Below are 16902 nucleotides of genomic sequence, written 5' to 3'. Positions count from 1 at the left end.
GCGATGACACAGATTTGACCGTTCCATGACGCCCGGGTGACGTCGGGGTGACGGAGGCCGGGCGCGCGGCGGATGCTCGGCGGGCGTGGCCATGCGCGCGCCGTTGGGTCGGCCGTGGGCCGTGGCCGCCTGCCGGCGGCGGGCGCGTCAGGCCGTGGCGCCGTCGCCGCCGTCCATCGCGGCCATGCGCTCGGGCGGCTCGAAGCAATCGCGGAACGAGAACACCACCGAGGTGAAGAACATCGCCGCGAGCAGCATGGCCGTGCCCACCATGATGCCGGCCGCCAGCACGTTGCCCAGCCCCATGAAGGCCAGCAGCGTCACGGCCACGCTGGCCGCGATGCCCGCGCCGAGGAACACGCCGGTCCACGCGAGGCCGTACACGGCGAAGGCCCAGAAATTGCGCAGGCAGGCCACGATGCTGAAGAACAGCGCCTTCACCGGCGGCACGCCGTGCCAGTGCACCAGCCCCGGCGCGTGCCAGAACAGCAGCGACAGCGGCAGGTAGAGCCCGAGGGCGATCCACATGGCAGCCTGGAACTCCGGCATCTCGGCCATCTCGCGCGTGAGTTCTTCGCCGCCCAGATAGACCCGGGCGAACTGGCCGCCGTCCATCAGGGCCGACAGGCCCATCACCGCGAGGAAGCCCAGCGCATAGAGTGCGCCCAGCACCAGCATGGCGCGCAGGCGCTGGCGCCCGGTGCGGAAGGCCACCAGCAGCAGCGCCGGCGTGGGAAAGCGGCCCTGCGTGGCATCACCCGCCGCCACCATCATCGCCAGGGTGGCGGCGGGCAGCAGCGCGAGCGCCACGGCCGGCCCCACGAGCGGCAGCAGCGTGGCGATGGACATCGAGGCCATGGTGAGGAAGAAGAGCGCCGACAGCGCCATCGGCTGGCGCCAGAACACGCGGATGCCGAGGCGGACCCATTCCAGGCCGGCGCGGGCGGGGACGATATGCAGTTTCATGGCAGGGCAGTGTGCTTGTTTCGCTCAAGCTTTGCGTTTCGTGTGCGTGGCGCTGGCATCGGCCCCGGGGGCCGGCGGCGTGTTGCGGACCGGCAACCAGGGGCCATTGTGGACCGGCCGGGCGCCGGGGGCATGGCGCGCGCGGTTTTCTCCGCGCCGCGGCAGGGTCTCGTGTCGATGAGCGCCATCGGGGCGGTCGCCGGGATGGCCGGGCCGCATCAGTCCTCGAAGCCGCCGCCCGCGCGCGGGTGCAGCGGCCGCGCGATGCGCCCGCGCAGCACGCGCTCGAAGTGGGTGGGGTCGTGCGGGGTGAGCAGGCTGGCCTCGCGCGGCAGGTGGAAATCCCACAGCCGCGAGATCCAGAACCGCAGCGCGCCCGCGCGCAGCATGGCCGGCAGCAGGGCGCGCTCGTGCGCGGTGAGCGGCCGCACGGCCTGGTAGGCATCGAGCATGGCCGCCGCGCGGGCGGGCTCGTGCGTGCCGCTCGGCCAGTCGATGCACCAGTCGTTCAGGCACACGGCCAGGTCGAACAGCCAGGTATCGACGCCCGCGAAATAGAAGTCGAAGAAGCCCGTGAGCGCCTCGCCCTCGAACATGGCGTTGTCGCGGAACAGGTCGGCATGCACCGGCCCGCGCGGCAGGGCCGCGTAGCCCGGGGAGGCCGCCACGTGGTTCTGGTAGGCCAGCTCGGAGCGCAGCAGCGTGCCCTGGGCATCGTCCACGTGGGGCAGCACCACGGGCACCGTCTCGTTCCACCAGGGCAGGCCGCGCAGGTTGGGCTGCTGGCGCTCGTAGCCGTGGCCGGCCAGGTGCATGCGCGCCAGCATGCCGCCCACGGCCGCGCAGTGCACGGGCTCCGGGGCGAGCTGGCTCTTGCCGGGCAGCTTGTTCACCACGGCGGCCGGCTTGCCGGCCACCGTGTGCAGGATGTCGCCGTGCCGGTCGCCGCGCGGGTCGGGCACGGGGATGCCGGCGTGGGCGAGGTGCTTCATCAGGTGCAGGTAGAACGGCAGCTGCTCGGCCGTGAGGCGCTCGAACAGCGTGAGCACGTATTCGCCCTGGTCGCTGGTAAGGAAGTAGTTGGTGTTCTCGATCCCGCCCTCGATGCCGCGCAGCGACTCCAGCGTACCCAGCTGCAAACGGCGCAGCAGATCGCGCGCCTCTTTCTTGGAGACTTCGGTGAAAACGGCCATTGCTGGGCGAACGGGAAAAGAAGAGGGGAAAAAAAAGGGGGAAGCGGTGCGGGCGCGGCGAACGGTGCGTGGGCCGCCGGCGGGAGCGGCGGGCCCGTGGGGAGCATCAGAACTTCATCACGTTCCAGACGCGCGGGCCGGTGATGGTCTCCGCGCCGTTGCGGCTGCCGGGGCGGGCGCGCACGCCGTCGGTGGGCTGCACCTCGTATTCGGGCATCTCGCTGCCGGCCTTGGGCTGCACCGTGATGCTCTGCGTCTGCCCGCCCACGCGCAACTCGTCCACACGGCTGCCGCCGTCCTCGATGCGGATGCGCTCGACGCGCTGGTTCAGCCGCCCGGCGCCATCCTGCGGCTGCGCCTCGGCGGGTGCGGCGGGTGCCGGGGTGGCGGGGGCGGAAGTCTGGGCCAGGGCGGGGCTGGAGGCCAGGGCCAGCAGGAGAAGGGTGTGGGCGGCGCGCATGGGGCGGATTGTAGGCGCGGGCGGGCGCCGCGACCCGGCGGCGGGCACAATCCCGGGCCATGAGCAAACCCAAGACCCTGGTGCTGGTGGATGGCTCCAGCTATCTCTACCGCGCCTTCCATGCCATGCCCGATCTGCGGGCCGTTCCGGGCGATCCGTCCAGCCCCGCCACCGGGGCCATCCGCGGCATGATCAACATGCTGCAGGCGCTGCGCAAGGAGTTCCCGGCCGACTACGCCGCCTGCGTGTTCGATGCGAGCGGCCCCACCTTCCGCGATGCGCTCTACCCCGAATACAAGGCGCACCGCGCACCCATGCCCGACGACCTGCGCGCGCAGATCGAGCCCATCCACGAAGTGGTGCGCCTGCTGGGCTGGCCCGTGGTCTGCGTGCCCGGCGTGGAGGCCGACGACGTGATCGGCACCCTGGCGGTCTGCGCGGCGCGCGAGGGCATCGAGGTCATCGTCTCCAGCGGCGACAAGGACCTCTCCCAGCTCGTCGATGAGCGCATCACCATCATCGACACCATGAGCGGCAAGCGCCGCGACGTGGCCGGCGTGACGGCCGAGTTCGGCGTTCCGCCCGCGCTCATGGTGGACTACCAGACCCTCGTGGGCGATGCCGTGGACAACGTGCCCGGCGTGCCCAAGGTCGGCCCCAAGACGGCCGCCAAGTGGCTGAACGAATACGGCTCGCTCGACGGCCTGATCGCGCGCGCGGGCGACATCAAGGGCGTGGCCGGCGAGAACCTGCGCGGCGCGCTCGACTGGCTGCCCAAGGGGCGCGAGCTGGTCACCATCCGCACCGACTGCGATCTGGCAGGGCACGTGGAGGGGTTGCCTGCTATGGATTCCGTAGCATTCGGTGAAGCAGATACGGCGACATTGCGCGACTTTTATCAACAATACGGCTTCAAGGGGCTGGCGCGGGCGCTCCAGGAGGGCGATGCCGCCCCGGGCGCGGCCGTGCCGCCCGGCACCAGCGGCGACCTGTTCGCCACGCCGCAGACCTCCTTCGTCGCCGGGGCGGCACAGGGCCGCGAGGTGGCCTACGAGACCGTGCTCGCCTGGGAGGATTTCGACCGCTGGCTCGGCAAGGTCCAGGCCGCCGACCTCGTCGCGGTCGATACCGAGACCACCTCGCTCGACGAACTGCGCGCCGAGATCGTGGGCATCAGCGTCAGCGTGGAGCCGGGCGCGGCCGCCTACATCCCGCTGCGCCACGCCGGGCCGGACGCCCCCGAGCAGTTGCCGATCGAGGAGGTGCTCGCGCGGCTCAAGCCCTGGCTGGAGGACGCCGCGCGCCCCAAGCTCGGCCAGCACGTCAAATACGACCGCCACGTGTTCGCCAACCACGGCATCGAGGTGCGCGGCTACGCGCACGACACCATGCTGCAGAGCTACGTGCTCGAAGTGCACAAGCCCCACAACCTCGCGAGCCTGGCCGAGCGCCACACCGGCCGCACCGGCATCAGCTACGAGGACCTGTGCGGCAAGGGCGCCAAGCAGATCCCGTTCGCCCAGGTGCCCGTCGAGCAGGCTGCGGCCTACTCGTGCGAGGACTCCGACCAGACGCTGGACGTGCACCGCGTGCTGTGGCCGCTCATCGAGGCCGACGAGAAGCTGCGCGGCATCTACGCGCTGGAGATGGCCAGCAGCGAGACGCTCTTTCGCATCGAGCGCAACGGCGTGCTCATCGACCCGGCCACGCTGCAGCAGCAGAGCCACGACCTGGGCCAGCGCATCCTGAAGCTGGAGCAGGAAGCCTACGACATCGCCGGCCAGCCGTTCAATCTCGGCAGCCCCAAGCAGCTCGGCGAGATCTTCTTCGACAAGCTCGGCCTGCCCGTGGTCAAGAAGACCCCCACGGGCGCGCGCAGCACCGACGAGGAGGTGCTGGAGAAGCTGGCCGAGGACTACCCGCTGCCCGCCAAGCTCCTGGAGCACCGCGGCCTCTCCAAGCTCAAGGGCACCTACACCGACAAGCTCGGCCAGCTCGCCGACCCGCGCACGGGCCGCGTGCATACGCACTACGCGCAGGCCGTGGCGGTGACGGGGCGCCTGTCGAGCAACGACCCCAACCTGCAGAACATCCCCATCCGCACGCCCGAGGGCCGCCGCGTGCGCGAGGCCTTCGTGGCGCCGCCGGGGCGCGTGATCGCCAGCGCCGACTACAGCCAGATCGAGCTGCGCATCATGGCCCACCTGAGCGACGACGACGCGCTGCTGCGCGCCTTCACCGAGGGCCTGGACGTGCACCGCGCCACCGCGGCGGAGGTGTTCGGCGTGGCGGTGGACCAGGTGAGCAGCGAGCAGCGCCGCTATGCCAAGGTCATCAACTTCGGCCTCATCTACGGCATGAGCAGCTTCGGCCTCGCGAAGAACCTGGGCATCGACACCAAGGCCGCCGCCGCCTACATCGACCGCTATTTCCAGCGCTACCCCGGCGTGAAGCAGTACATGGACGAGACCAAGGCCCAGGCCAAGGCGCGCGGCTACGTCGAGACCGTGTTCGGCCGGCGCCTGGTGCTGCCCGAGATCAACTCCCCCAACGGCCCGCGCCGCGCCGCGGCCGAGCGCGCCGCCATCAACGCGCCCATGCAGGGCACGGCGGCGGACCTCATCAAGAAGGCCATGGTGGCCGTGCAGGCCGTGCTGGACGCCGAGAAGCCCGGCGTGCTGATGATCATGCAGGTGCACGACGAACTCGTCTTCGAGCTGCCCGAGGCCGAGGCCGGCTGGCTGCGCGCCGAGGTCCCGCGCCTCATGGCGGGCGTGGCGGAGCTGAAGGTGCCGTTGCTGGCCGAGGTGGGCATGGGGCCGAACTGGGAGAAGGCCCATTGACCGCGCGCCCTTCGACCGGGCCGGGGAGGGCCGTGCGATGACCCCGGCGCAGCGGCAGATCGAGGCGCTGCGCGCCCTGACGGCCCGGCGCGTGCCCGCCTGGCTGCAGGCGGTGCTGGGCGCCACGGCCGTGGCGCTGGCCGCGGCCAGCCTGCAGACGGGGCAGGGCATCTACGGCATGGGTGCGCTCGTCGCCGTGATGCTGGCGCTGGTGGCCCGCAAGACCTCCGGCCACATCGACGCGGCCGTGCGCGCGGCGCAGGCGGGCCGGCGCGAGGAGAGCCCGGTGGGCATCGAGGTCCGCTCCGGCATGGGCTCCGACACCTACCACGCGCTGGTGCCGTGCGCCGACGGCCTCTGGCGTTTCGAATTCATCCCGCAGGGATGGATGCCCGAGTCCGGCACGGTGTCCGCGACGGTGTTCTGGCTGCCGGGTACGGCCTGGCCCGTGCTGGTGGCGACCGAGGCCGGGGTGATGGTGCCGCGCGACACGCCCGAGCGCGGGCCGCGCTGAGCGGGCAGGCGGCTGCCGGGGTGGCGCCGTCAGTCGGCCGGGCAGTCGGGCGGCACGTCGGCGCCCAGGGGCAGGTAGTAGTGCGCGGCGGGCTTCCAGCGGCCCGGGCCCACGCTGTCGGCGATCTTCACGTGCAGGCCCTCGGCCGAGAGGCAGTGGTCCACGCGCACCGAGCCCTTGTGGTCCGGCCACTGCAGGAACACGCGGTTCGATGAGGCCCGGGTGACGGCGGGCTTGCCATGCACCGCCAGGCCCACGAAGCCGTCGCCGGGCGGCTGCGTGAACCGGGCCTCGCGCTCGCCGGCCGGCTGCGCGTCGTCGCCGTCGTAGCGCAGGATGGAGGCCTCCTGCGTGGGGGTGGGAGCCTGGGGCTGGATGCAGCACTCCGCCGCCTTGCCCGGAGGGGGCGAGAGCCGCAGGTAGCGCAGCTCCGCGTCGGCCGCGCCGCCCTTGGCGCCCGGGGCGGTGGCGAGGCGCGCGGCATCGGGGCTGCGGGCGTCCACGATGCCCACCCGCTCCGAGAGCGGCGGGGCCGGTGCGGCGCCGGCATGCGCGGGCGCTGGGCCCTTCGCGTGGGCGCCGCCGCAGGCGAGCGCCAGGGCCAGAAGCAGGTGCCGCGCGCGGGCGGGCGTGGGGTGTCGTCGTTCAGTGACCATCATCGGACCAGTGGGGTGGATCGGAAACCAGCTTGTGCACGCCGAAGGTGGCGCCCAGGGCGTGCAGTTCCGCGCGGCTCTTCACGAGGGTCTTCTTGCCGGAGGCATCGTCGAAGGTCTTGCCGGAATATTCGGTGATTGCCATGTCGATCGCGCGGCCCTCCGAGTGGCGCGAGGTGAGCGCGGGCGCATAGACGATGCCGTAGCCCGCGACCATCTGGTTGGCCGCCACGCGCGAGGCGCCCGCGTCCACCGTCTGCGTGACGGTGCGGTGGACCCAGTCGATGTCCACCCCTTCCATCGCGGGCACATGCCGCACGTCGAGTTTTTCGCGGGCGATCTTCCAGGCGTAGTGCATCAGATAGGCCCGCTCGGGCGGTCGCAGCGTGGCGGAGATCGACACGGAGGCACCGGCGGCTTCCAGCGCGGCGATGAAGGATTCGGTCTTCGTGCGAAAGCCGGCCGCGAGGGCGCTGGTCTGTGTACTGGTGGGAAACTGGGCAACCCATGCGCTGCCGCTCAACTCTGCCATGCGTGATCTTTCGGGAGAGGGTTGCGAAGAAGCGTCCGCCGGACGCGCGAACCGCGGACCGTGCCCGCAGACGGGGCCTTGCCATCCCGTGGCGGGCGGCGCGATGCCCGACGATCCAGGCGGGCCACTCTATCGGCTCGGAGTGGGTTTCTGGCGCGTTTTGTTTCCAATTGCCCCGGAGCCGGCGATATGGATACGCTTTGATGCAATATGCCGGCTTTTTCCCCGCGCCCGTCCGTTCCCCTTCATCCATGCGCCTGCGCCACATCGAAGTCTTCAACGCCGTGATGCTCACCGGCAGCGTGAGCGCCGCCGCGCGCCTCATCAACGTCACGCAGCCGGCGGTGAGCCGCATCCTCGCGCATGCCGAGCTGCAGCTCGGCTTCGCGCTCTTTCATCGCCACAAGGGGCGGCTGGTGTCCACGCGCGAGGCGCAGACGCTGTATCCGCACATCGAGCGGCTGTTCACGCAGCTCGACGAGGTGCAGCGCCTCGCGGGCAGCCTGCGCGGTCAGCAGCGCGAGGGCGAGCTGCACATCCTGAGCGTGCTGGCGCTGAGCTACGAGGTCATGCCCCGGGCGCTGCGCGCCTTCCGCGCGCTGCACCCCGACGTGCAGGTGACCATCGACGCGCTGCACTCCCCGCAGATCGTCTCGGCCCTGGTGCTGCAGGAGGCCGACGTGGGCTTCGTCTTCAGCGCGCTGGCCCATCCATCGCTGGAGCAGGAGACGCTGGCCGAGGGCCGCATGGTCTGCGTCGCGCCCCGGGGCATGCTGGACGGCGCGCTGGTGCGGGCCGGCGCGGTGCACCTGGCCGACCTGGTGCGCACCCCCGTGGTGCGGCTGGGCGTGAACGACCCGCTGGGCACCATGGTGAACCATGCCTGCCGGGAGGCCGAGGTGGGTTTGCAATCCACGCTCACGGTGCAGACCTACCACGCCGCGCTGGCGCTGGCGCACCACGGGCTGGGCGTGGCGCTGGTGGATGCCTGCACGGCCGCGTCGGCCGATCCGCGCACGGTGGACGTGCTGGAGTTGCTGCCGCGCATCGCCGTGCCGGTGAAGGCCTTGCGCATGCCGCACCGGCCGGCGTCCCTGCTGGCCGACGCCATGGCGCGCTGCATGCGTGATGCGGTGCTGCAGACGCTGCAGGGCCCGGCCCGGCCCGCGCCGGGCTGAGCAGGAGGGATCACGGCGCGGCCCGCGCCATCTCCCCGGCGAGCTGCTCCGCCGTGCCGAACGACAGCGTGAACCCGAGCGCGCCATGCCCGGTGTGCAGCCACAGGTTGCCGGGCCCGCCCGCCTGCCGCCCCACGACGGGCAGGCCCGTGGGCGTGGCCGGGCGCATGCCGGTCCAGGGGCGCAGGCGCGCGCCGGCGCCCGGGTCATGTCCCAGCACGGCCGCCACGGCGGCGCGCAGGCGGTCGATGCGGTCCGGCGGAATGCGCCGGTCGTCGCCCACCAGTTCCGCCATGCCGGCCACGCGCACGCGCTGGCCCAGCCGCGCGAACACCACCTTGCGCGCGGCGTCCGTCACGCTCACGCGCGGGGCCCAGGCGGCATCGGGCGCCGCGTCCAGCGTGATGCTGTAGCCCTTGAGCGGATAGACCGGTACGCGCAGGCCCAGTCGGGCGGCCAGGGGCGCGCTGTCGCTGCCCAGGGCCAGCACGAAGTGGTCGGCCTCCACGTCCAGGTGGCCCGTGCCGCCGGCGCGCAGCACCTGCGCGGCGCGGACCGCGCCCCGCGCATCGCGCGCGAAGCCGGTCACGCGCGCATCCAGCAGGAAGCGCACGCCGCGCGCGGCCAGCAGGGCATGGAGCCCGTCGCACACCTTCTGGCAGTCGGCCGCGCACTCGCTGGGCGTGTGGATGGCCCCGGCGATATCGGCCGCGCCCTGCGCGAGCGCCGGCTCCAGCTCCACGCACCGCGCGGCGGAGACCGATTCCTGCGCGCAGCCCCATTCGCGCTGCAGCGCCATCTGCCGCTCGGCGGCGGCCAGCGCCTCGCGCGAGCGGTACACGACGAGCTTGCCGGAGCGCGTGAAATCGCAGGCCAGGCCCTCGCGCTCCAGCAGGCCCTCGAAGGCCTGGCGGCTGCGCGCGGCCAGCGCGAGCAGCGCACCCGTGGTGCGCCGGGAGGTGTCGTCGTTGCAGGCGGCCAGGAAGGCCGCGCCCCAGCGCCACTGGTGCAGGCTCCACTGCGGGCGCAGCCTGAGGGGCGAATCGGGCGACAGCAGCAGCTTGGGCAACTGGGCCCAGAGGGACGCATCCGCCAGCGGCTGCACGTAGCTGTAGCTCAGCTGCGCGCCATTGCCGCCGCTCGCGCCGCCGCCCGCGGGGCCCTGGTCGATGACGGTGACCCGCCAGCCCTGGCGCTCCAGCGCATAGGCCGTGGCGAGTCCCACGATGCCGGCGCCCATGACACATGCATGCATATCGATCCATCCGTCCGTCGGTGAGCGGGTGCCCGCGGGCACCGCGCGAAAGCACGATCCGGCCCGCTGCGGCCGGGCCTGCGGCGCACTGTAGGACCGCGCGCAGCCCTTGAACAATGCCGTTCGCCGCAGCGCCCATGCCTTCAGGTTATGCGCCGCCGCGCGGGGCAGGGGCGGGTCCGGTCCTTGCTATGTCTTAGGGTTATCCATGCTGTTGGCATAACTTTTCGGCATGGCTCCGGGCGTGGAATGAATTGTTCAAGGTGGGCGCGTGTTCCTAAAGTGCCTGCACCGCCGCGCTGCGCCGCCGTTCGGCGCCATCCTCCCCCAACCGTGAAGGAGTCTCCATGAAGTCCACCCTCTGCTCCGCCGCGCTGCTGGCCTGCGGCGTGCTCGCCTGCCTCCCGGCGCAGGCCGATACCCTCAAGAAAATCGCGGAGAGCGGCAAGATCACGCTGGCCTACCGCGAATCGTCCGTGCCCTTCAGCTACCTGGCCGGCGCGGGCGCGCCCATCGGCTTCTCGGTGGACATCTCCAACGCGGTCGTGGAGGCCGTGAAGAAGAAGCTCAACAAGCCCGGCATCAAGGTGGAGTTGCAGGCCGTGACCTCGCAGAACCGCATCCCGCTCGTGACCAACGGCACCGTGGACCTGGAATGCGGCTCCACCACCAACAACACCGCGCGCGGCAAGGACGTGCAGTTCGCCATCAACTATTTCTACACCGGCACGCGCCTGCTCGTGAAAAAGACCTCGGGCATCAAGAACTACGCGGACCTGGCGAAGAAGACCGTGGCCAGCACCACCGGCACCACGAACGCGCAGGTGATCCGCAAGTACAACCGCGACAACAACCTCGACATGGACATCGTGCTGGGCAAGGACCACAACGACTCCATGCTGCTCGTGGACACGGGACGCGCGCTGGCCTTCGCGATGGACGACATCCTGCTCTTCGGCCTCAAGGCCAACGCCACCAACCCGGCCGACTGGGACGTGGTGGGCGATTCGCTGCAGGTCGAGCCCTACGCCTGCATGATGCGCAAGGACGATCCGCAGTTCCAGGCGCTGGTCAACGGCGTGATCGGCGGCATGATGAAGTCGGGCGAATTCGAGAAGCTCTACAACAAGTGGTTCCTCTCGCCCATCGCGCCCAAGAACCAGGCGCTGGGGCTGCCGATGTCCAAGGAGCTGCGCGACAACCTCCAGGCGCAGAGCGACAAGCCGGCGGTATGACGATGGCCGGAGAGACGGAGCCGGTGCTGTCGGCGCTTCCGCACACGGTCGGCATCCTGGGGGGCATGGGGCCGGCCGCGGGCGCCGACTTCGTGCGCCTCTTCGTGCAGGCGTGCACCGAACGCATGCATGCGCTGCACATCCCCGTGCGGGACCAGGCCTATCCCGAGCACTGGCTGGCCCAGGTGCCGGTGCCCGACCGCACGGCGGCGCTGGAGGACCCCAGCCCGGGCGCGCACCAGCCCGGCGATGCGTTGCTGCAGGCCACCGGCCGGCTGGCCGCGCTGGGCGTGCACGCCATCGCGATCGCCTGCAACACCGCCCATGCGTGGCACGGCCTGCTGCAGGAGCGGTTCCCGCAGCTCACCGTGCTGCACGCGGTGCGCGAGGTGGCGGTGCTGCTGCGCGCCCGGGGCGTGCAGCGCGTGGGCCTGCTGGCCACGCAGGGCACCTACCGGGCGGGCCTCTACCGGGCGGAACTGCTGCGCGAGGGCATCGAATGCCTGGAGCCGCCCGAGGCCGGGCGCGAGCGCCTCATGCAGGGCATCTACGACGGCGTGAAGGCGGGCGACCTGGAGCTGGCCCGGCGCTGCTTCTCCGACGTGGCGCAGGCCCTGCGCGCCGATGCCGGCGCGCAGGTGATCGTGATGGGCTGCACCGAGATCCCGCTGGCGCTCACCGAGGCCGATGCTGGCGTGGCCCTGGTGAACCCCGCGCAGGTGCTGGCCGAAGCCCTGGCCCGCGAGGCCTACGCAGCCGTGCCCGCCGCATCCTGACACCCGCGGCCCCGAGGTCTGGAGGGGGCTTCGCTTCATGACCAGAGCGGGGGCTTGTTCACCATCAGGTAGTAGATCGCCAGCATGGCGATGAAGGCCGGATAGCCCAGCGCCTCCCACCAGCGTGCGTGGCGCTGGTAGTCCGCAGGCAGCGCGGTGCCGTGCTGCGCGGCGTCGCGCGCCATGGCCGCCATGCGCCACTGCAGCCACAGCACCGGCAGCCAGCACAGCCCCGCCACCACGTACAGCCCGAGCGACGCTGCGAGCCAGGGCGTGGACATCGGCCAGCCCGCCATGTGGGCCAGCGCGAAGCCGCTCACCGGCTGCACGATGCCCGCGGGCGTGGTGAACCAGGTGTCGGCACGCACCACGAGGCGCCCGACCACGGCCTGGGCCTGCACGCTGCCGCTACGGTTGGCGAAGAACAGGTAGAACGCCGAGCCGAAGCCGGTGCCCACCAGCAGCACGCTGGAGAGGATGTGGACCCACTTGAGGACGAGGTAGCTGTTCATCACGGGCTTTCATGTGTGCGCCAGAGCGCGATCAGGATGGCGGCGATGGGAAGGTTCTTGAGCAGGCTGCCGAGCGGGTCCAGCCACAGGGTGGGTTGCAGGGCCGTGGCGGTGAGGGTCATCGCGGCCATCAGCGCGAGGGCCGCGCCATAGGCCGGGCGCCCGGGCCGCCACCACAGCCACGCGCCCACGGCGAGATCGGCCGCGATGCCGGCGGCGATGAGCGCCTGTATCCAGGCCGCGTCCCGCAGTCCGGCGGCCAGCAGCAGGTCGCGGGCCTGGCCGTGGAATTCGACCAGGCTCGCGGCGGCCGTGCCCAGCCAGACGGCCACCAGGCTCGCGCGCAGCCCGCGCAGTGCGCCAGGATCGGTGCCGGTGCGTGCGGGCCGGGTCATGGATGGCTCCAGGCGCGGGCGACGAGGTCGCGGTAAGGCACCGTGTCGTGCCCGGCGAGCGCCTGCAGCGGCGCGCCATCGGCGGTGTTGTCGTTGCCCAGCAGCTCCAGGCTTTCGCTGCACCAGGGCGATGCCGGAACGAGGTCGCCCAGGCGCGCGCCGAGGTGCCCCAGCGCATCGGGCAGCGGCAGCACGCGCGCGGGCCCGTGGCCGCATTGCGCGCGCAGGCTGGCGATCAGCCCGCCCATGGTCACCGCCTCGGGGCCCGCGCATTCGATCACTCCTGCGTGGTCCAGGGCCGGGCCCAGCAGGGCGGCCACGGCGTCGGCCAGGTCGTGCACCGCCACGGGCTGCACGCGGGCCTGCAGCACGGGTCGGGGCAGGCAGACCACGGGCAGGCGCGCCAGGGCCATGAACAGCGCGCTGCTGGCACCGCCCCGCCCGAAGACCACGCTGGGCCGCAGCACGCAGGCGCGCAGGGGGGCCGGGCCCTGGCCCGCGAGGTCGAGCAGGTGATGGTCCGCCGCGCGCTTGGTGCGGGCATACCGCGTCTCGCTGCGGTCCACGCCCAGGGCGGAGACCTGCACCACGCGCCGCACGCCTGCCTGCGCGCAGGCCTCGAAGAGGGCCTTCGGCGCGTCGCGGTGCAGTGCGTCGATGGGGCGGGCGGCACTGTCCCGCAGCACGCCCACCGCGTTGACCACGGCATCGATGCCGTGCAGGCGGGGGAGCCAGTCACGGGCGGCGATGTCGCGCGAGAAATCCATCGGAACCTGCCCGGGGCCGGGGCGGGCATGGCGGGGGGACACCCCTTCGTGCACCGTGTGCCCCTCGGCCCGCAGCCGGGAGGACACGTGGCGGCCGATGAAGCCCGTCGCGCCGGTGAGGAGGATCTGCATGGCGGTTTTCCTTCGGGGAATGGAGGAGGGATGAAGAGAGCGGGTCAGAGGTCGCACTGGCCGCCCGGGCCGCAGCGCTGCCGCGCGGCCCGCTGGCTGGCGCGCTCGAACAGCCCGCCCACGAGCCAGCGCGGCAGCCGGTAGCGGTTGCGTGCCAGCACGGGATACAGCCGGTCCGCGAGCGGCCCCAGCACCGGCCAGCGCGTGGCGGCCGTGACCCAGCCCATGCCCACCGCCTCGTAGGCGCGGCGGAACACCTCCACGCCCCGCAGCACGCGGCCGTCGGCGTCCTGGGCGTGGATCAGGGTGAGCAGGTCCTGCTGCGTGGTGCCCGGCGGCGGCCCCGCGAAATCGGATGCCCAGATGTCCGCGAAGCGCAGCAGCCCCGCGCGGTCGCGGCGCATGAGGTTGCCCATTTCGGTCATGCACAGCGGGCAGCGGGAGTCGTAGTAGAGCGTGAGCGGGTAGCGGGCGGGAGCGTCGGCGGGCATGGCGGGTCTCCTTGTCAGTGGGGGCAGTGCGCGCAATGGCGGCATCCGCGGCGGGTTTTCTGGGTTTCCAAAATTTCGGTATAAACAGAAATTTTGAGGCGTGAGGGGGCTGGCAGGTGGCGCGGGCCTCAGGGCTTGTTCCGCGATGCGGTGTCGTCGCCGCGCACGAACTTCTGCACGCTCGCGCCCAGGCGCAGCACCTTCTCCAGCGTGGAGGGCGTGAGCCGCAGCATCTCGTCGGTCCAGAGGCCCAGCGATTCCATGAGCCGCAGGGTTTCGCGCACGCGGTCCTGTGCGTCGGGGGACTCGGCCGCCAGCGCGGGCTGGGCCACGAGTTCGCGCAGCATGCGCACCGTGGGCTCGAACTCGCGCTCCTTGCGCTCGCGCACCACGGTGCGGAACAGTTCCCACACGTCGGAGGAGGTTTCGAAATAGTCGCGCCGGTCACCCAGCACGTGGGTGGTGCGGATGAGGTTCCAGTTGAGCAGTTCCTTGAGGCTGTTGCTGGCGTTGGAGCGCGCCACGCCCAGCGTGTCGCAGATCTCCTCGGCGTGCAGCGGCCGGCCATGGAAGAAGAGCAGGGCGTGGATCTGCGCCACGGTGCGGTTGACGCCCCAGGCGGTGCCCATCTCTCCCCAGTGGACGACGAAGCGGCGGGCGATGTCGGTGAGTTGCATGCCGCCAGTCTATTGCTTCATAAATTTCTGTCAATACAGAAATCTTGTGTTCCGTGAGATGGCAAGGGGCGAACGGATGGCGCCTGCGTGGGGTGTTTATGCCGGCGGGGCGGCCCCGGGCGCCGCAGGCCCTAGACTCCGTGCCGGCTGTTTCGCCTTCCAACCCGACACTTTCACAGGAGCTTCCCATGCTGCAAGACGACCTCAAGAAAGACTTCGACGCCCTGCTGCCCGGCCAGTCCACCGAGGCGGGCGCCAGCCGCCGCACCGCCATGCGGGTGGTGCTCGGCGCGGGCTTCGGGGTGGGCTATGCCACGGCGGCCATGCCCATCATGGCGCAGACGGCGATCCAGACGCCCGCCGACGGGCTCACGGCCGGCAAGGTCGAGATCGACGTGAACGGCTTCAAGGTGCCGGCCTACCGGGCCGCGCCCGCCGGCAAGACGGGCCTGCCCGTGGTGCTGGTGATCCAGGAGATCTTCGGCGTGCACGAATACATCGCCGACACCTGCCGGCGCTTCGCGAAGGCGGGCTATCTGGCGATCGCGCCGGACATGTACGTGCGCCAGGGCGATCCGTCGCAGTACACCGAGGTCGCCAAGCTCATGAGCGAGATCGTCTCCAAGGTGCCCGATGCCCAGGTGCTGGCCGACCTCGACGCCACGGTGAAGTGGGCGGGCGCCCATGGCGGCGATCTGTCCAGGGTGGGCATCACCGGCTTCTGCTGGGGCGGGCGCATCACGTGGCTCTATGCGGCGCACGGCCCGGTGAAGGCCGGCGTGGCCTGGTACGGCCGCCTCGTGGGCCAGCCGAGCGAGCTGACCCCCAAGCACCCCGTGGACATCGCCCCGATCCTCAAGGCGCCGGTGCTGGGCCTCTACGGCGAAAAAGACACCGGCATCCCCCTTGACACGGTTGATAAGATGAAAGCAGCCCTCAAGACCGGCTCCGCCGCCGCCAAGGCGTCGGAGTTCGTCGTGTACCCCGATGCGCCGCATGCCTTCCATGCCGACTACCGGCCGAGCTTCCGCAAGGAAGCCGCCGAGGATGGATGGAAGCGTGCGCTGGCGTGGTTCAAGACGCACGGCGTGGGCTGAGAAGGTGTGAAAGAACCGGCCAGGCCGCTCGACTCGCCAGAATGCGCCCGCTCTGCGTTGCAAATGCTCGCCGTAGCCCCGAGCTACGGCGGTGCTTTGCGCCTTGATCGGGCGCGTTCTGGCGGCCGATCGGTCCATGCCGGATGCATTCACACCTTCTGACAGAACCGCTTTTCGCGAGCGCTGATGCCACAAAGCCCTTCGGGGCTTTTTTCGTTTGCGTCCGCGCGAGAGGGGGGAATCAGAACCAAACCGGCGTCATGTCGGCAAGAAAAGAGCACATATAGCTATGACTTTGATAGCAATCATCCTGGCCACGCTGGCCGCTGGCATCGGCAGCGTGTGGGTGGCGGCCCTGCTCATGCGGGCGGGCTGGGGGGACGGCCGCACCGGCATCGGGCCGCAGCACCTGCTGAGCCTGGCCGCCGGGGCGCTACTGGCCACGGCCTTCATGCACCTGCTGCCCGAGGCTTTCGAGAGCCAGGCCGGCGCGCACGAGCTGTTCGCCACGCTGCTGGTGGGGCTGGTGTTCTTCTTCCTGCTGGACAAGGCGGAGCTGTGGCACCACGGCCATGAGCATGGCGTGGGCCCCGCCAACGACCAGGAGCACGGCGGGCACGGGCACGCCCATGACCACGGCCATGCCGCCCATGCGCACGGCCATTCCCACGGCGCGCGCTCCTCGGGCGGCTGGACGCTGCTCACGGGCGACAGCGTGCACTGCTTCGGCGACGGCATCCTCATCGCCTCCGCCTTCATGGCGGACCTGCGGCTGGGCATCGTGGCCGCGCTGTCGGTGCTCGCGCACGAGGTGCCCCACCACATGGGCGATCTCGTCGTGCTGCGCCAGAGCAGCGGCAACCGCCGCGCGGCCCTGGTCAAGGTGTCCCTGGCGGGGGCGGTGACCGCGCTGGGGGGCGTGGCGGGGTATTTCCTCGTGAGCGAACTGCAGGACTGGCTGCCTTACTTCCTGGCCGTCGCCTCCAGCAGCTTTGTCTACGTGGCGCTGGCCGACCTCATTCCCCAGTTGCAAAAGCGCCTCACGGCCGCGCAGACGCTGGCGCAGATCGCGTGGCTGGTGGCGGGCATGACCGTGGTCACGCTGGTGAGCGGCATGGCGCACAGCCACTGAAATGAAACGACAACCCCCTGAGCCGCTTCGCGGCTTCCCCCTTCTCTCACGCTGCGCGTGGGAAGAGGGACGCAGCCAGCGCGGCGGGGCG

General features: G+C 71.3%; 18 protein-coding genes. 7 read left to right on the top strand and 11 right to left on the bottom strand.

What is annotated here, in order from left to right; all coding sequences use genetic code 11:
* Window positions 1-147: 147 nt before the first annotated feature.
* The 3 genes from AX018_RS21090 to AX018_RS21080 all read right to left on the bottom strand — a co-directional run bounded on the left by AX018_RS21090 (window position 148) and on the right by AX018_RS21080 (window position 2619).
* Window positions 148-966 carry a BPSS1780 family membrane protein gene (locus AX018_RS21090; RefSeq protein WP_111881481.1) on the bottom strand — a complete coding sequence of 273 codons (819 nt, stop codon included), beginning with the start codon at window positions 964-966 and terminating at the stop codon, window positions 148-150.
* 218 nt (window positions 967-1184) lie between these two features.
* Window positions 1185-2159 (bottom strand): homoserine kinase, encoded by a 975-nt coding sequence (locus AX018_RS21085; protein WP_111881479.1) that lies wholly within the window; start codon window positions 2157-2159, stop codon window positions 1185-1187.
* Window positions 2160-2265: 106 nt separating this feature from the next.
* Window positions 2266-2619 carry a hypothetical protein gene (locus AX018_RS21080; RefSeq protein WP_111881476.1) on the bottom strand — a complete coding sequence of 118 codons (354 nt, stop codon included), beginning with the start codon at window positions 2617-2619 and terminating at the stop codon, window positions 2266-2268.
* 59 nt (window positions 2620-2678) lie between these two features.
* Here AX018_RS21080 and polA point away from each other — a divergent pair, with 59 nt between their 5' ends.
* Both polA and AX018_RS21070 read left to right on the top strand, forming a co-directional pair.
* Window positions 2679-5462 (top strand): DNA polymerase I, encoded by a 2784-nt coding sequence (gene polA / locus AX018_RS21075; RefSeq protein WP_111881474.1) that lies wholly within the window; start codon window positions 2679-2681, stop codon window positions 5460-5462.
* Window positions 5463-5499: 37 nt separating this feature from the next.
* Window positions 5500-5976, top strand: coding sequence for a hypothetical protein (locus AX018_RS21070; protein WP_111881471.1), 477 nt, complete (start codon window positions 5500-5502; stop codon window positions 5974-5976).
* Window positions 5977-6005: 29 nt separating this feature from the next.
* Here the strand turns inward: AX018_RS21070 and AX018_RS21065 are convergent, their stop codons facing one another.
* Both AX018_RS21065 and AX018_RS21060 read right to left on the bottom strand, forming a co-directional pair.
* Window positions 6006-6635, bottom strand: a complete 630-nt coding sequence (locus AX018_RS21065; RefSeq protein WP_111881469.1) for a hypothetical protein — start codon at window positions 6633-6635, stop codon at window positions 6006-6008.
* A complete protein-coding gene (locus AX018_RS21060; RefSeq protein ID WP_245951750.1) occupies window positions 6622-7164 on the bottom strand; it encodes a hypothetical protein in 543 nt (180 codons plus the stop codon). Before AX018_RS21060 ends, AX018_RS21065 begins: the two co-directional genes overlap by 14 nt.
* 251 nt (window positions 7165-7415) lie before the next feature.
* On the opposite strand from AX018_RS21060, the gene AX018_RS21055 reads away from it, so the two are divergent.
* The gene (locus AX018_RS21055) at window positions 7416-8342 is read left to right on the top strand and encodes a LysR substrate-binding domain-containing protein (protein WP_111881466.1); all 927 of its coding nucleotides are present in this window, start codon (window positions 7416-7418) and stop codon (window positions 8340-8342) included.
* A 10-nt stretch (window positions 8343-8352) separates the two neighbouring features.
* Here AX018_RS21055 and AX018_RS21050 read toward each other — a convergent pair whose 3' ends face one another.
* Window positions 8353-9597 carry an FAD-dependent oxidoreductase gene (locus tag AX018_RS21050; RefSeq protein ID WP_211322496.1) on the bottom strand — a complete coding sequence of 415 codons (1245 nt, stop codon included), beginning with the start codon at window positions 9595-9597 and terminating at the stop codon, window positions 8353-8355.
* A gap of 347 nt (window positions 9598-9944) precedes the next feature.
* Here AX018_RS21050 and AX018_RS21045 point away from each other — a divergent pair, with 347 nt between their 5' ends.
* Together AX018_RS21045 and AX018_RS21040 are read left to right on the top strand one after the other, a co-directional pair.
* Entirely contained in the window at window positions 9945-10832 is an 888-nt protein-coding gene (locus AX018_RS21045; RefSeq protein WP_111881462.1) for an amino acid ABC transporter substrate-binding protein, read from the top strand.
* The gene (locus AX018_RS21040; protein ID WP_245951748.1) at window positions 10829-11608 is read left to right on the top strand and encodes an aspartate/glutamate racemase family protein; all 780 of its coding nucleotides are present in this window, start codon (window positions 10829-10831) and stop codon (window positions 11606-11608) included. Before AX018_RS21045 ends, AX018_RS21040 begins: the two co-directional genes overlap by 4 nt.
* A gap of 35 nt (window positions 11609-11643) precedes the next feature.
* On the opposite strand, the gene AX018_RS21035 is transcribed toward AX018_RS21040, so the two are convergent.
* The 5 genes from AX018_RS21035 to AX018_RS21015 all read right to left on the bottom strand — a co-directional run bounded on the left by AX018_RS21035 (window position 11644) and on the right by AX018_RS21015 (window position 14582).
* A complete protein-coding gene (locus AX018_RS21035; RefSeq protein WP_111881457.1) occupies window positions 11644-12120 on the bottom strand; it encodes a DUF2269 family protein in 477 nt (158 codons plus the stop codon).
* Complete coding sequence (locus tag AX018_RS21030; RefSeq protein WP_111881454.1) at window positions 12120-12515, bottom strand: DoxX-like family protein; 396 nt, start codon at window positions 12513-12515, stop codon at window positions 12120-12122. Before AX018_RS21030 ends, AX018_RS21035 begins: the two co-directional genes overlap by 1 nt.
* Complete coding sequence (locus AX018_RS21025; protein WP_111881451.1) at window positions 12512-13414, bottom strand: NAD-dependent epimerase/dehydratase family protein; 903 nt, start codon at window positions 13412-13414, stop codon at window positions 12512-12514. Before AX018_RS21025 ends, AX018_RS21030 begins: the two co-directional genes overlap by 4 nt.
* 44 nt (window positions 13415-13458) lie before the next feature.
* Window positions 13459-13905, bottom strand: a complete 447-nt coding sequence (locus AX018_RS21020; protein WP_111881448.1) for a thiol-disulfide oxidoreductase DCC family protein — start codon at window positions 13903-13905, stop codon at window positions 13459-13461.
* 128 nt (window positions 13906-14033) lie between these two features.
* Window positions 14034-14582, bottom strand: coding sequence for a GbsR/MarR family transcriptional regulator (locus tag AX018_RS21015; RefSeq protein WP_111881446.1), 549 nt, complete (start codon window positions 14580-14582; stop codon window positions 14034-14036).
* Window positions 14583-14770: 188 nt separating this feature from the next.
* On the opposite strand from AX018_RS21015, the gene AX018_RS21010 reads away from it, so the two are divergent.
* Window positions 14771-15679, top strand: coding sequence for a dienelactone hydrolase family protein (locus tag AX018_RS21010; RefSeq protein ID WP_111881443.1), 909 nt, complete (start codon window positions 14771-14773; stop codon window positions 15677-15679).
* Between the two features lie 289 nt (window positions 15680-15968).
* Window positions 15969-16811 carry a ZIP family metal transporter gene (locus AX018_RS21005; RefSeq protein ID WP_111881441.1) on the top strand — a complete coding sequence of 281 codons (843 nt, stop codon included), beginning with the start codon at window positions 15969-15971 and terminating at the stop codon, window positions 16809-16811.
* Window positions 16812-16902 lie beyond the last annotated feature (91 nt).

The organism is Paracidovorax anthurii, from assembly GCF_003269065.1.
Classification (GTDB): Bacteria; Pseudomonadota; Gammaproteobacteria; order Burkholderiales; family Burkholderiaceae_C; genus Paracidovorax; species Paracidovorax anthurii.
This window is presented reverse-complemented; position numbering and strand designations above follow the sequence as displayed.